14 protein-coding genes are annotated in these 12,647 nt (G+C 71.7%); 4 read left to right on the forward strand and 10 right to left on the reverse strand.

All coding sequences use genetic code 11. From position 1 onward, the window contains the following. From ABDW35_RS20600 to ABDW35_RS20625, 6 genes are all read right to left on the reverse strand, one after another. Positions 1-286 (reverse strand): hypothetical protein (locus ABDW35_RS20600; RefSeq protein ID WP_343715757.1); only part of this gene is annotated, 286 nt, incomplete at its 3' end. A gap of 36 nt (positions 287-322) precedes the next feature. Next, positions 323-1,033 (reverse strand): ABC transporter ATP-binding protein, encoded by a 711-nt coding sequence (locus ABDW35_RS20605; RefSeq protein ID WP_343715758.1) that lies wholly within the window; start codon positions 1,031-1,033, stop codon positions 323-325. Continuing rightward, positions 1,030-1,782, reverse strand: a complete 753-nt coding sequence (locus ABDW35_RS20610; protein ID WP_343715759.1) for an ABC transporter ATP-binding protein — start codon at positions 1,780-1,782, stop codon at positions 1,030-1,032. Before ABDW35_RS20610 ends, ABDW35_RS20605 begins: the two co-directional genes overlap by 4 nt. Beyond that, entirely contained in the window at positions 1,775-2,755 is a 981-nt protein-coding gene (locus ABDW35_RS20615) for a branched-chain amino acid ABC transporter permease (RefSeq protein WP_343715760.1), read from the reverse strand. The genes ABDW35_RS20610 and ABDW35_RS20615 overlap by 8 nt, the downstream gene beginning before the upstream one ends. Continuing rightward, entirely contained in the window at positions 2,745-3,668 is a 924-nt protein-coding gene (locus ABDW35_RS20620) for a branched-chain amino acid ABC transporter permease (RefSeq protein WP_343715761.1), read from the reverse strand. The genes ABDW35_RS20615 and ABDW35_RS20620 overlap by 11 nt, the downstream gene beginning before the upstream one ends. A 156-nt stretch (positions 3,669-3,824) precedes the next feature. Beyond that, positions 3,825-5,006: an ABC transporter substrate-binding protein gene (locus ABDW35_RS20625; RefSeq protein ID WP_343715762.1), complete on the reverse strand. Its 1,182-nt coding sequence runs from the start codon at positions 5,004-5,006 to the stop codon at positions 3,825-3,827. 175 nt (positions 5,007-5,181) lie between these two features. Here ABDW35_RS20625 and ABDW35_RS20630 point away from each other — a divergent pair, with 175 nt between their 5' ends. After that, complete coding sequence (locus ABDW35_RS20630; RefSeq protein ID WP_343715763.1) at positions 5,182-5,721, forward strand: hypothetical protein; 540 nt, start codon at positions 5,182-5,184, stop codon at positions 5,719-5,721. Beyond that, a complete protein-coding gene (locus ABDW35_RS20635; protein WP_343715764.1) occupies positions 5,718-6,212 on the forward strand; it encodes a GNAT family N-acetyltransferase in 495 nt (164 codons plus the stop codon). Before ABDW35_RS20630 ends, ABDW35_RS20635 begins: the two co-directional genes overlap by 4 nt. On the opposite strand, the gene cobD is transcribed toward ABDW35_RS20635, so the two are convergent. The 3 genes from cobD to cobA form a co-directional block, all read right to left on the reverse strand. Continuing rightward, on the reverse strand, positions 6,209-7,195 hold the full coding sequence (cobD, locus tag ABDW35_RS20640) for a threonine-phosphate decarboxylase CobD (protein WP_343715765.1): 987 nt from the start codon (positions 7,193-7,195) through the stop codon (positions 6,209-6,211). The genes ABDW35_RS20635 and cobD overlap by 4 nt on opposite strands. Further along, positions 7,192-8,667, reverse strand: a complete 1,476-nt coding sequence (locus ABDW35_RS20645; RefSeq protein ID WP_343715766.1) for a cobyrinate a,c-diamide synthase — start codon at positions 8,665-8,667, stop codon at positions 7,192-7,194. The genes cobD and ABDW35_RS20645 overlap by 4 nt, the downstream gene beginning before the upstream one ends. A 181-nt stretch (positions 8,668-8,848) precedes the next feature. Then, a complete protein-coding gene (gene cobA / locus ABDW35_RS20650) occupies positions 8,849-9,688 on the reverse strand; it encodes a uroporphyrinogen-III C-methyltransferase (protein ID WP_343715767.1) in 840 nt (279 codons plus the stop codon). Between the two features lie 71 nt (positions 9,689-9,759). On the opposite strand from cobA, the gene ABDW35_RS20655 reads away from it, so the two are divergent. Continuing rightward, complete coding sequence (locus tag ABDW35_RS20655; RefSeq protein ID WP_343715768.1) at positions 9,760-10,866, forward strand: cobalt-precorrin-5B (C(1))-methyltransferase; 1,107 nt, start codon at positions 9,760-9,762, stop codon at positions 10,864-10,866. Next, the gene (locus tag ABDW35_RS20660; protein WP_343715769.1) at positions 10,856-11,626 is read left to right on the forward strand and encodes a cobalt-precorrin-6A reductase; all 771 of its coding nucleotides are present in this window, start codon (positions 10,856-10,858) and stop codon (positions 11,624-11,626) included. The genes ABDW35_RS20655 and ABDW35_RS20660 overlap by 11 nt, the downstream gene beginning before the upstream one ends. 114 nt (positions 11,627-11,740) lie before the next feature. Here the strand turns inward: ABDW35_RS20660 and ABDW35_RS20665 are convergent, their stop codons facing one another. After that, the gene (locus ABDW35_RS20665; RefSeq protein WP_343715770.1) at positions 11,741-12,319 is read right to left on the reverse strand and encodes a HupE/UreJ family protein; all 579 of its coding nucleotides are present in this window, start codon (positions 12,317-12,319) and stop codon (positions 11,741-11,743) included. Between the last annotated feature and the right edge of the window lie 328 nt (positions 12,320-12,647).

The following is a 12,647-nucleotide window of genomic DNA, read 5'->3' on the forward strand; positions in this document are numbered from 1 at the left end:
CCTTGCTCTGCCCGACGCGGGCGGCGAGGACGGAGAAGGACGGCGCCGGATCCTCCGCCGCGGCCTTGTTGGCCATGCGCAGATAGCGCAGCGGGAAGCAGATCGCCTCGACATTGGCGGCGCTGATCTCGGCCGGCCGCCGCGCATCGGCGGCGAGGCCGGCCTCGGCCTTCGCCAGCGCCTGGTCGATCTCCTCCTGGTCGAGTAGCCCCTTGTCGCGCAGCGCCGTCATCAGCGCCGTGAGCGCGGCATAGACGCCTTCGAGCTGGAGGTTGGCGGTGTTCATCTGGCACTCCCCGGGGCTGGACGACACTGTCCCTCACTATAGCGCCAAATACCGCTCCCGTGTTCCCTCCGCTGCGGCGAGCTCGGCGCTGGTGCCGCTCCACACCACCCGCCCCTTCTCGATCACCGCGTGGCGCTGGGCCAGGCGCAGCAGGGCGTCGAGGGTCTTGTCGACGATCAGGATCGACTGGCCCTCGCCTTTCAGCCGGTCCAGGCAGTCCCAGATCTCGGCCCGGATCAGCGGCGCCAGCCCCTCGGTCGCCTCGTCCAGCACCAGCAGCTTCGGGTTGGTCATCAGCGCCCGGCCGATCGCGAGCATCTGCTGCTCGCCGCCCGACAGCTGGCGGCCGCCATGCCGCCGCCGCTCCGCCAGCCGCGGGAAGGCGGCGTAGACCCGGTCGAGCGTCCAGGGCGCCGCGCGGCCGAAGCGGTCGGCGGCAGTGGCGACCAGGTTCTCCTCGACCGTCAGGGTCGGGAAGATCTGCCGCCCCTCCGGCACCAGCCCGATGCCGGCCTGGGCGATGCGGTAGGGCGGCAGGCCGGTGACGTCGGCGCCGTCGAACCGGATCCGCCCGGCGCCCGGGCGCAGCAGGCCCAAGAGGCTGCGGATCGTCGTGGTCTTGCCCATGCCGTTGCGGCCGAGCAGGGTCGCGATCTCCCCCGCCGCGACGCGGAAGGAGATGCCGAACAGCACCTGGGCGCCGCCATAGCCGGCCTCCAGCCCCTCGACCTCCAAGAGCGCGCTCACGCCGCCTCCTCGCCCAGATAGGCGGCGCGGACCTCGGCGTTGGCGCGGATCGCCTCCGGGCTGCCGGTGGCGATGACGCGGCCATAGACCAGCACCGAGATCCGGTCGGCCAGGGCGAAGACCGCGCTCATGTCGTGCTCGACCAGGATCATCGGCAGGGTGCCGGAGAGGCCGCGCAGCAGCTCGACCAGCCTTGCCGTCTCCTCGCGCCCGGTGCCGGCCATCGGCTCGTCCAGCACCAGCAGCTTCGGCTCCAGCGCCAGGGCCATGGCGAGCTCGAGCTGGCGCTTCTCGCCATGGCTCAGCGCCGCCGCCGGCACCTCGGCGCGGCCGCCGAGGCCGGTGCGCTGCAGCAGCGCCCGCGCCGCCTCGTCGATGCCGCGCTCGCTTCCGGCCGGCCGGAAGAAGCGGAAGCTGGAGCCGCAGCGGCGCTGCACCGCCGTCGCCACGTTCTGCAGCGTGGTGAAGCCGGGCAGCAGCCGGGTGATCTGGAAGGTGCGGGCCAGGCCGCGCTGGGCCCGGCGATGCGCCGGCAGGCGGGTGATGTCCTCGCCCAGGAAGCGGATGGTGCCGGCATCGGGCGCGAGGCGGCCGCAGATCTGCTGGATCAGCGTGGTCTTGCCGGCGCCGTTCGGGCCGATCAGGGCGTGGATCTCGCCGGGCCGGACGTCGAAGCCGACGCCGTCGGTGACGGTCAGGGCGCCGAAGCGCTTGCACAGGCCCTCGACCTGGAGAACGGGCTCAGTCATGGCGCACCTTGCCCAGCAGCCCGCCGAGACCGCCGCGCAGGAACAGCACCACCAGGATCAGCAGCGGCCCGAAGATCAGCCGCCAATGCTCGGTGACGCCGGACAGCAGCTCCTCCGCCAGCAGGAAGGCGGCGGCGCCGACGATGGCGCCGTGCAGGCTGCCGATGCCGCCCAGCACCACCATCACGATCAGCTCGCCCGAGCGCTGCCAGGACATGTAGGCCGGGCTGACGAACTCGGTCTGCACCGCCAGCAGCGCCCCGGCCAGCCCGGCGATGGCCCCGGCGATCACGGTCGCAGCCAGGCGGTAGGCGAAGGGGTCGTATCCGAGGGCGCGCATCCGCTCCTCATCCTCGCGGCAGCCGCGCAGCACCCGGCCGAAACGCGACCGGGTGACGGCGCGGCACAGCGCCCAGGCGGCGACCAGCAGCACCAGCACGACGTAGTAGAACACCGACCGGTCGTTCAGCGCTTTGAAGCCGGCCAGCAGCGGCCGCGACCACAGCGTCAGCCCGTCATCGCCGCCATAGGCGGACAGGCTGGTCATGGTGAAATATGCCATCTGGCCGAAGGCCAGGGTGATCATGATGTAGTGCACGCCGCGGGTCTTCAGCGACACCGCGCCGGTCAGCGCCGCGAAGACCGCCGCTGCCAGCATCGCCGCCGGCAGCAGCACCAGCCCCTCCTCCACCCCGGCATCGGCGAGGATGCCGACGGCATAGGCGCCGAGGCCGATGAAGGCGGCATGGCCGAAGGACACGAGCCCGCCATAGCCGAGGATCAGGTCCAGGCTGATCGCGGCGATGGCGAAGATCATGATCCGGCCGGCCACGGTCAGCGGATAGGTGCCGCCGAGCAGCGGCGCCACCACCGGCACCAGCGCCAGCACGGCGAAGATCAGCAGCGCCGGCCAGACCGAGCGCAGCGCGGAGGGCGCCGGGGTCCCTGCCCCGGTCATCGCATCACTGGCCATGGGCGGGGAACAGCCCGGCCGGGCGCCAGAACAGGATCGCGGCCATCAGCAGGTAGATCAGCATCGAGGCCAGGGCCGGCCCGACCTGGTTGGCCGAGGCCGGCGCCAGCACCAGGCGGAACAGGTCGGTGGCGAAGGACCGGCCGAGCGTGTCGACCAGCCCGACCAGCAGCGAGGCCATGAAGGCGCCCTTGATCGAGCCGATGCCGCCGATGACGATGACGACGAAGGCCAGGATCAGGAAGTTGTCGCCCATGCTCGGCTCGACCGCGAAGATCGGCCCGGCCAGGGCACCGGCGAAGCCCGCCAGCATGGTGCCGACGCCGAACACGATCATGAACAGCCGGCGGATGTTGACGCCGAGGGCCGAGACCATGTCGGCGTTGCTGGCCCCGGCCCGGACGCGCATGCCGATTCTGGTGCGCGCGATCAGGATCCAGAGCAGCAGGGCGACGCCGAGCCCGGCCGCCAGCACCACCAGCCGGTAGACCGGGTACAAGAGGCCCGGCATCAGCGCGATCGACCCCGACAGCGCCTCCGGCATCGGGTAGCTCAGCGGCGACGAGCCCCAGAGCGTCCGCACCGCCTCGTTGAAGAACAGGATCAGGCCGAAGGTGGCCAGCACCTGGTCGAGATGGCTGCGGCCATAGAGGTGCCGGAACACCAGCACCTCCAGCACCAGCCCGAGCAGCAGGGCGGCCGCCAGCGCCAGCAGCAGGGCCAGCAGGAAGTGGCCGGTCAGGCCGTAGAAGGCGACGGCGAAATAGGCGCCCAGCATGTACTGCACGCCATGCGCCAGGTTGATGAAGTCCATCACTCCGAAGACCAGCGTCAGCCCGGCCGCGATCAGGAACAGCAGCACGCCGAGCTGCAGCCCGTTCAGGGCCTGGACGACCAGGAGGGTGGTGCTCATGGCTGCAGGGCCATCCTGTCCACAAAGACCGTCATTGCGAGCGCAGCGAAGCAATCCAGGGCGGTTTGGCGTGGCCCCTGGATTGCTTCGTCGGCTTCGCCTCCTCGCAATGACGGCGGGGGGAACAGCGGAGTCATGAGGAGTGCGCCGCCCGCCTCAATCCATCTTGCACTGGTCGGCGTAGGCGTCGCCGTAGTGCGGGAAGACGGTCGACACCCGGCTGGTGACGATCTTGCCGTCGTCGCGCTTCACCACCTCGGTCAGATAGAAGTCCTGCACCGGGAAGTTGTTCTTGTTCCAGGCGAAGTCACCGCGGACGCTGGCCCATTTCGCATCACGGATGGCCGATTTCAGCGTCTCCGCATCGGTCTTGCCGCCGGCCTGGCGAATGGCGGCGTCGATCAGCTTGGCCGCGTCGTAGCCGTTGGCGGCGTACAGCGCCGGCTCGTAGCCGTATTCCTTCTCGAAGGCGGCGACGAAGGCCTTGTTGGCGGCATTGTTCAGGTTCGGCGCCCATTGCGCCCCGGCGAACAGGCCCAAAGCCGCATCCTTGGTGGCCGGCAGCGTCGTCTCGTCGACGGTGAAGGCGGACAGGAACGGGATGCGCTCGGCCAGGCCGGCCTGGCGGTACTGCCGCACCAGGTTGACGCCGGAGCCGCCGGGCATGAACACGAACACCGCCTGCGGCTGCGCCGCCGCGATCTTCGCCAGCTCGGCCGAGAAATCCTGCTGGTTGACCTGGGTGTAGATCTCCTCCGCCACCTCGCCCTTGTAGTGGCGCTTGAACCCGGCCAGCGCGTCCTTGCCGGCCTGGTAGTTCGGGGCGATCAGCGCGACCTTGGTCCAGCCCTTGTCCTGGGCGTATTTGCCCATGACCTCGTGGTTCTGGTCGTTCTGGTAGGAGACCGAGAAGAAATACGGGCTGCAGCCCTTGCCCGCCAGCGGCGACGGACCGGCATTGGGGCTGATCAGGATCTTCTCGGCGTCGGTCACCGGCTTGGCGATCGCCATCATGACGTTGGAGAAGACGACGCCGACGACGATGTCGACCTGGTCGCTCTCCAGGAGCTTGCGGACCTTGTTGACGGCAACGTCGGGCTTCAGCTCGTCATCCTCGACCACCACCTCGGTCGGCACGCCGCCGAGCTTGCCGCCCAACTCCTTGACCCCGAGCTGGAAGCCGTCGCGCATGTGCTGGCCCAAAGCCGCCGGCGGGCCGGAGAGCGTGGCCATGAAGCCGATCTTGAGCTTGCCCTCCTCGGCCTGCGCGCCGGATGGCAGGGCCGCCAGCCCCATCATCAGCACAGCCGCCAGCAAGGCCGGAACGCGTCTCGCCATGATGCTCTCCCCCGTTTCTTATCGGGCGCCGGCGATGGCCGCCGGTCGCGCCGCCAGTCTTTCATGCGCCCCCGTCGGGCGGAAGCGATTGCATCCATCTAATCACGAAATGCTTTAAGTTTAAAACAGATTTGGACCGGCTTGCGGCGGCGGCCGGCAGGATTATGGTCGCAGCATGCCGAAGCGAATCCCCTCCCGCATGCCCAACGCGATGCTCGTGGTCGGCGGCGTGTTCACCGCCTTCGCAGTCGGCCTGGTCCTGATCGCCCGCCAGCTGTACTGGCACGAGCACCGCCCCGCCACCGGCCTGACCATCGTCATCGCCTTCGCCTGGGCGGTCGCGGCCATGGTGGTGTCGATGATCCTGGTCTCGCTCACCTCCGGCCGCGGGCGCCGCGCCGGCCGGGTCCGGCGGGGCCGGGTGACGGTGGAGCTGCAGCAGCCGGATTCGCCGCGGCGGACGACGCGGCTGGCCGGCCCGGGCGTCGAGATGACCGGGTCGGCCGACATCAGGATCGGCAGCCGCCTGCCGGCCCTGTTCCTGTTCGCCGCCGCGGCCGGCCTCGCCGCCTTCGTCATCTGGTTCCACCTGCAGGGCCAGTCGAGCTGGATCGGCACTGGCGTCTCGCTGGTCCTGGCCTCCTATGTCGGCAACTGGGCCCGCAACGCCTGGCCGCGCCCCGACGCGCCGGAACCGAAGGACCCGTCCCCATGATCGACGTCACCATCCGGGCGCTGCAGGTCGCGGACTGGCCCGACATCGCCGAGATGCAGGTCCAGCCGCGCTACCGCTGGGGCACGCTGCGCCTGCCCTTCCAGTCGGGGGAGGAGGTGCGCAGGCGCCTCGAATCGGCGCCGGCCGACGACATCCACCTCGCCGCGGTGGTCGCGGGCCGGGTGGTCGGCCGGGCGCTGCTGCAGCCGGGCAAGGGCCGGCGCGCCCATGCCGGCGCCGTGACCTGCGGCGTGCATGACGATTTCCACCGCCAGGGCATCGGCACCGTGCTGATGGCGGCGCTGCTCGACACCGCCGACAACTGGCTGAACCTGAAGCGGCTGGAGCTCGGGGTCTGGACCGACAACGTGCCGGCGATCGCGCTGTACCGGAAATTCGGCTTCGTCATCGAAGGCTGCGAGCGGGCCTACGCCTATCGCGACGGCGCCTATGTCGACAGCTATCAGATGGCGCGGCTGCGGGGCCTTTAGCCCAGCGCCGCGGCCAGTCGGGCAAATCCGTCCTCGCCGGCCGGCAGGCCGAAGCGCAACCATGTCGGCTGATGCATGAAGCGGCGGACCAGGATGCCGGCGTGGCCGAGACGATCCCGGATGATCGTCGCCTGGGGATGCTCGACCAGCCGGAACAGATCAGTGCCGCCGCGATCGGCGAAGCCACCAGCCGTCAGCAACTCCGTGAGCCGCCGCGCGTCGGTGGCGAGCCGCGTCCGTGCCGCCTCCTGCCAACCCTGATCCGCCAGGGCGGCGATGCCGGTCTCGATCGCCGGCCCCGGCACGGCCCAGGGGCCGAGCCACCGCGCCAACCGCTCGACCTCCGTCGCCGCGCCGATGGCGAAGCCGAGCCGGATGCCAGCCAGGCCGAAAAACTTGCCGAAGGATCGCAGGATCAGCAGGCCCGGGCGCCCGGCCTCGGCCGCGATGCTGACGCCCGGAGTGACCTCGGCGAAGGCCTCGTCGACCACCAGCAGGCCGCCGCGCGCCGCCAGATCGTCGGCCAGGGCCGTCAGGCGCCCAGACCTGACAATGCGGCCGTCCGGGTTGTTCGGGTTGACCAGCACGACGACCTCCGCCGCGGCGGCCTCCTCGATCGAACGGACCGTCGTCACCGTCGCCCCCTCGGCGGACCAGCAGGCGGCGTGCTCGCCATAGGTCGGGCCGAGGATCGCCACCCGGGCGCCGGGGCGCAGCCGCGGCAGCAGCTGGATCAGGATCTGGGTGCCCGGCGCGGCGACGGTCGGCGCATCCGCCCGGGCGGCGTAGCAGGACCGCGCGGCCTCCAGCAGCCGGCGCAGCCGGTCGTGCTGCGGCAGCCGGTGCCACGCGGCGGTATCGATCGCCGGGATCGGATAGGGCACCGGGTTGATGCCGGTGGAGAGGTCGAGCCAGCCCCTGGCGGGACGGCCCCAGCGGGCTTCGGCCGCGGCCAGATCACCGCCATGCTGAACCATGCTCATGCCCGGTCGATCAGGTGGAAGAAGGAGCCGAAGACGGAGCCGGCGCGCCGGCCGAGGCGGCCGAGCGGCTCGCCCTCCGCATCCCAGGCCTCGAACAGCGCCTCGCCCGGCCCTTCGGACAGGATCGAGGCGTAGTGGAACTCATGGCCGCGCCAGACGGCGCCTGCGGGACCAAGCGGCGTCGCGGCGGCCAGGGCGGCGCGGCGATAGCCGAGATGCAGCCGGCGCTCGGCGAAGGAGGTTTCCACAGGCAGCAGCCCGGCCATGGCGTGGCGGTTCCCGTCGGAATCGGTGAGTCCGGTGCCCAGCACCATGTAGCCGCCGCATTCGCCATAGATCGCCCGGCCCTGCCCCGCCGCCGCGCGCAGCCCGTCGAGGAAGCGGCGGTTGCCCGCGAGGCGGCGGGCATGGAGCTCGGGGTAGCCGCCGGGCAGGTAGACCGCGTCGGCGTCCGCGTCCGGCGCCTCGTCGGCCAGCGGCGAGAACGGCAGGATCTCCGCCCCCGCCTCGCGCCAGGCGGCCAGCAGATGCGGATAGGCGAAGGCGAAGGCGGTGTCGCCGGCGACGGCGATGCGTTGGCCGAGGGGGGGGACGACGAATCCCTCCGAGTCCCCCCTCCCCTTGCGGGAGGGGGGTAGGGGGAGGGGGTTGTCGATCGAAGGATTCCGATCCGGTTCGTCTGGGACTACGCCGATGGCGGAACCTAGCCCAGAAGCATCGCTCCCGCGGCTCGAACCCCCTCCCCCTACCCCCCTCCCGCGGGGGGAGGGGGGACTCATCGGAGCAACCTGCTTGAGCACCTCCACATCCACCCCCGCCCCCACCACCTCACCGGCTGCCGCGAGGAACGCCTCCAGCGCGGCATGCTCGCCGGCCTGGACCAGGCCGAGATGGCGGGAGGGCAGCGCCAGGGCCGGCAGCCGCGGCACGAAACCGAGCACCGGCAGGCCGGCATGCTCTGCGGCGCGGCGCAGGATCGCCTCGTGCCGGGCGCTGCCGACGCGGTTGAAGATCACCCCGGCGATCCGGACGTCGTCGCGGAAGCCCTTGAACCCAGCCAGCACCGCGGCGGCGGAGAAGCCCTGGCCGCCGGCATCCAGCACCAGCACCACCGGCCAGCCGAAGCGCGCGGCGAGGTCCGCGGCCGAGCCATCCCCGACCGAGCCGGGACCGGGCGCGCCGTCGAACAACCCCATCGCCGCCTCGACGATCAGGAGATCGGCACCCTCGGCCTGCCGCGCCGCCAGCGCATCCAGCGTCTGCGGCCGCATCGCCCAGGCGTCGAGGTTGACGCAGGCCCGGCCGCTGGCCGCGGCGTGGAAGGCGGGATCGATATAGTCCGGACCGGACTTGGCCGAGGCGACGGCGACGGCGACGCCGCGGTCGCGCAGATGGCGCAGCAGGCCCAGCGTCACCACCGTCTTGCCGCTGCCGGAGGCCGGCGCCGCGATCATCAGGGCGGGCACAGGCATGGCTAGACCGCGTTAGCCGGACGGACCGCGCTCGCCCCCTCACCCGAAATCGCTGCGCGATTTCGACCTCTCCCCAAGGAGAGGTAAAGGGCGATTCGGCTCTGTTTTCCCTCTCCTTGGGGAGAGGGAGGGGCCCGCCGCGTTGGCGGCGGGAGGGTGAGGGGGACAGGCCTCAAAATCATCACCCCGCCTCGCCCTTCGCGCGGGTGCCGAGCGGGTCCGGGGTCAGGGCCTTGCCCTCCAGCGCGCCGAGCCAATCGAGCGCCGAACGCAGCCGCACCACCTCGCCCACCACCACCACCGCCGGGGCCTGCAGCCCCTGCGCCTCGACATCCGCCGCCACCGTGGCGAGGGTGGTCTCGACCACCCGCTGCTCCGGCGTCGTCGCCCGGCTGATCACCGCCACCGGCTCGTCCGGCGACCGGCCGCCCTCGATCAGATGCGCCGCGATTCGGGCGATGTGCTTGATCGCCATATAGACCACGATCACCGGCGACCCGCGGGCGATCGCGTCCCAGGCAACCCCGGCGGTGACGTCGCCGGAGGCATCGTGGCCGGTCAGGAAGGTGACCGCATGGTTGGTGTCGCGATGCGTCACCGGAATGCCGGCATAGGCCGGGCCGCCGACGCCCGCGGTGATGCCCGGGACGATGCGGAACGGGATGCCGGCCTCGACCAGGGCCAGCCCCTCCTCCCCGCCCCGGCCGAAGACGAAGGGGTCGCCGCCCTTCAGCCGCAGCACGCGCTTGCCAGTCCGGGCCAGCTGGATCAGCCGGGCGGTGATGTCGGGCTGCTTCGGCGACGGCTTGCCGCCGCGCTTGCCGGCGAATTCCAGCTGTGCGCCCGGCGCGGCCAGGCCGATGATCGCGTCGGATACCAGCGCGTCATAGACCACGACATCGGCCGAGCGCAGCGCATGCAGCGCGTGCAGCGTCAGCAGGCCGGGGTCGCCGGGGCCGGCGCCGACCAGCCAGACCCAGCCGGGCTCGAATGCCGGAAAGGGCAGAGGGAGATCAACCATCACCCGAACCTTAAAAGCCATGCCGCGACGCCGCTAGGCAGCTTGCGACGCTTCCTGTATCGAAACCCATCATGGCCCGCAAACCTGTCCAGACGCCCGAGGGGGGACCGCTGCGGCGCGGCTGGACCACCGGCGCCTGCGCCACCGCCGCGACCGCCACCGCCTATACCGCGCTGCTGACCGGCCGATTCCCGGACCCGGTGGCGATCACCCTGCCGCGCGGCGAGACCCCGGCCTTCGCCCTGGCGCTGGAGGGCCGAGGCGACGGCTGGGCCCGCGCGGGCATCGTCAAGGACGCCGGCGACGACCCGGACGTGACCCATGGCGCGCTGGTGGTGTCCGAGGTGCGTCGTGGGCCGGCCGGGTCGGGCGTCACCTTCCGGGCCGGCCCCGGTGTTGGCACCGTCACCCTGCCCGGCCTGCCGATTCCGCCCGGCGAGCCCGCGATCAACCCGGTGCCGCGGCGGATGATGACCGAGGCCGTGGCCCGGATCGCAGCCGAGCACGGCGATCCTGGCGACGTGGTGATCGAGATCTCGATCCCGGATGGCGAGAGGCTGGCGCAGAAGACCTGGAACCCGCGGCTCGGCATCCTCGGCGGCCTGTCGGTGCTGGGCACCACCGGCGTGGTCGTGCCCTTCTCCTGCTCCGCCTGGATCCATTCGATCCATCGCGGCATCGATGTCGCCCGGGCGCTCGGCCTGCCCCATGTCGCCGGCTGCACCGGGTCGACCTCCGAGGCCGCGGTGGTGGCGCGCTACGGCCTGCCGGACACGGCGCTGCTCGACATGGGCGATTTCGCGGGCGGGCTGCTGAAATACCTCAAGGCGCATCCGATCCCGCGCCTGACCATCGGCGGTGGCTTCGGCAAGCTGACCAAGCTGGCGCAGGGCTTCCTCGACCTCCACTCCGGCCGCAGCGAGGTCGATTTCGACTGGCTGGGCGACCGGCTGGCCGAGGCCGGCGCCCCGGCCGAACTCGTCGGGCAGGCGCGGCGAGCCAACACCGCCAAGCAGGTGCTGGACCTGGCCTCCGGCGCCGGCATCGCCCTGGCCGACCTTGTGGCACGACGGGCCCAGGCGACGGCGCAGGACGTGGTCGAGGGCAGCGGCGTCGCGGTCGAGATCCTGGTGTTCGACCGCCAGGGCGGGCTGGTGGGGGCCGCCGATGGCTGGTAGGCGGCTGCTGATCCTCGGCGGCACCGGCGAGGCCGCGGCGCTGGCCCGCGCCCTGGCCCAGGCCGGGGACTGGGAGGTCGTCACCTCGCTGGCCGGGCGCACCCGGGCACCGACGGCGCTGCCGGGCGCGGTGCGGGTCGGTGGCTTCGGCGGCGCCGGCGGGCTGGCGGCGTATCTGCGGGCCGAGCGCATCGACCGGGTGATCGATGCCACCCACCCCTTCGCCGCGACGATCTCCGCCAATGCCGCGGCCGCCTGCGCCGAGGCGGGCGTGCCGCTGCTGCGGATCGAGCGGCCGGCCTGGATGCCGGTGCCGGGTGACCGCTGGATCGACGTGGCCGATGCCGCCGCCGCTGCCGACTGGTTGGCCGGGGCACTGCCGGCCAACTCCACAGTGCTGCTGACCCTGGGCCGGCAGGAGGTGGCGCCGTTCCGTCGCTGCCCTGCCTTGCGCTTCGTGCTGCGCTCGATCGAGCCGCCGGCGCCGGAGGACCTCCCGCCAAACTGCCTGCTGCTGAGCGAGCGCGGCCCGTTCACGCTGGACGGCGAGCACGCTTTGATCGCCCAACACGGCATCCGCGCCGTCGTCGCCAAGAATGCCGGCGGCGACGCCACGGCGGCGAAGCTGGCGGCGGCGCGCGAGGCGGCGATCCCGGTGGTCATGATCCGGCGCCCGACGCTCCCTTCGACGCCGGCCGTGCCGGACGTCGCCGGGGCGCTGGACTGGCTCGGAGCGCGTCCGGAAATGGGTTCGGCGTGAGTCGATGGGCGGTGGTTTCGAGAACCGGAGCGCAGCGCACATTTGGTGCGTGAGCACCGGAAGCGGAGAAACCGCCGCCCAGCGGCCGCGCCGGGCCCATTGCCGGATGTGCTCTCAGCCAGCCGCGATGACTAGGCCGGCCACGGCGATGGCGGCGCCCAGCGCGCGCTCCACCGGGGCATAGCGCAGCCGGTTCAGGCCCAGCGCCGCGCCAATGCCGATGCCGTGCAGGATCGCGGTCGCGGCGATGAAGCCGAGCCCGTAAGTCAGGGCGGAAGAATCCGGATGCATCTCGGCGCCATGGGCATAGCCGTGGAACACGGCAAAGACGCCGGTCACCGCCATGCCGACCCAGGCCACCGGCCGCACCGCCAGCGCGATCAGCGCGCCGAAGACGATGATCGACCCGGCGATGCCGAGCTCGACCATCGGCAGGCCGAGGCCCTGGATGCCGGCGATGCCGCCGACCGCCATCAGCGTCAAGAAAGCCAGCGGCGCCTGCCAGATGTAGCGGCCGCCGACCTGGCCGGCCCAGATGCCCACGGCCACCATGGCGAGGATGTGGTCGAGGCCCGAGAACGGGTGCTCGAAGCCGGCCGAGAAGCCGACCACGTCATGCCCCGGATGGGCGTAGGCCGCCGCCGGCAGCAGCGTCGCCAGCGCGGTCAGGGCGAGAGTCTTGGCGAGTTTCATGGGGGTCTCCAGGGTCAGGCTGCGGACATTAAGGTCATTCTCCCACTTGTCATGCCCGGGCTTGACCCGGGCATCCAGGGCGGCCCGAGCAGCTCTCGGTGGCCTCTGGATTGCCGGGTCAAGCCCGGCAATGACAAAAGGGGGTAGTTCGCTTCATATCGAAGCAACTTTCGTGCCGCGCTTCGGGCGCAGCACATGGACATGCGCCGGGTCGTAGAGGGCGCTGTCGGTGAATTCGGTGTCGCCGCCCAGCACGCGGCCGACCAGGATCAGCGCGGTGCGGGTGATCTTCGCTTCCCGCACCCGGGCGCCGATGTCGGCCAGGGTG

Source organism: Inquilinus sp. (genome assembly GCF_039594555.1).
In the GTDB taxonomy this organism is placed as follows: domain Bacteria; phylum Pseudomonadota; class Alphaproteobacteria; order DSM-16000; family Inquilinaceae; genus Inquilinus.

Excerpts from the sequence above, each read along its gene's own strand:
- ABDW35_RS20625 (WP_343715762.1), bottom strand. The coding sequence starts at position 5,006 with ATGGCGAGACGCGTTCCGGCCTTGCTGGCGGCTGTGCTGATGATGGGG.
- ABDW35_RS20665 (WP_343715770.1), bottom strand. The coding sequence starts at position 12,319 with ATGAAACTCGCCAAGACTCTCGCCCTGACCGCGCTGGCGACGCTGCTG.
- ABDW35_RS20615 (WP_343715760.1), bottom strand. The coding sequence starts at position 2,755 with ATGGCCAGTGATGCGATGACCGGGGCAGGGACCCCGGCGCCCTCCGCG.
- ABDW35_RS20610 (WP_343715759.1), bottom strand. The coding sequence starts at position 1,782 with ATGACTGAGCCCGTTCTCCAGGTCGAGGGCCTGTGCAAGCGCTTCGGC.
- ABDW35_RS20655 (WP_343715768.1), top strand. The coding sequence starts at position 9,760 with ATGGCCCGCAAACCTGTCCAGACGCCCGAGGGGGGACCGCTGCGGCGC.
- ABDW35_RS20620 (WP_343715761.1), bottom strand. The coding sequence starts at position 3,668 with ATGAGCACCACCCTCCTGGTCGTCCAGGCCCTGAACGGGCTGCAGCTC.
- cobA (WP_343715767.1), bottom strand. The coding sequence starts at position 9,688 with ATGGTTGATCTCCCTCTGCCCTTTCCGGCATTCGAGCCCGGCTGGGTC.
- cobD (WP_343715765.1), bottom strand. The coding sequence starts at position 7,195 with ATGAGCATGGTTCAGCATGGCGGTGATCTGGCCGCGGCCGAAGCCCGC.
- ABDW35_RS20660 (WP_343715769.1), top strand. The coding sequence starts at position 10,856 with ATGGCTGGTAGGCGGCTGCTGATCCTCGGCGGCACCGGCGAGGCCGCG.
- ABDW35_RS20630 (WP_343715763.1), top strand. The coding sequence starts at position 5,182 with ATGCCGAAGCGAATCCCCTCCCGCATGCCCAACGCGATGCTCGTGGTC.
- ABDW35_RS20645 (WP_343715766.1), bottom strand. The coding sequence starts at position 8,667 with ATGCCTGTGCCCGCCCTGATGATCGCGGCGCCGGCCTCCGGCAGCGGC.
- ABDW35_RS20635 (WP_343715764.1), top strand. The coding sequence starts at position 5,718 with ATGATCGACGTCACCATCCGGGCGCTGCAGGTCGCGGACTGGCCCGAC.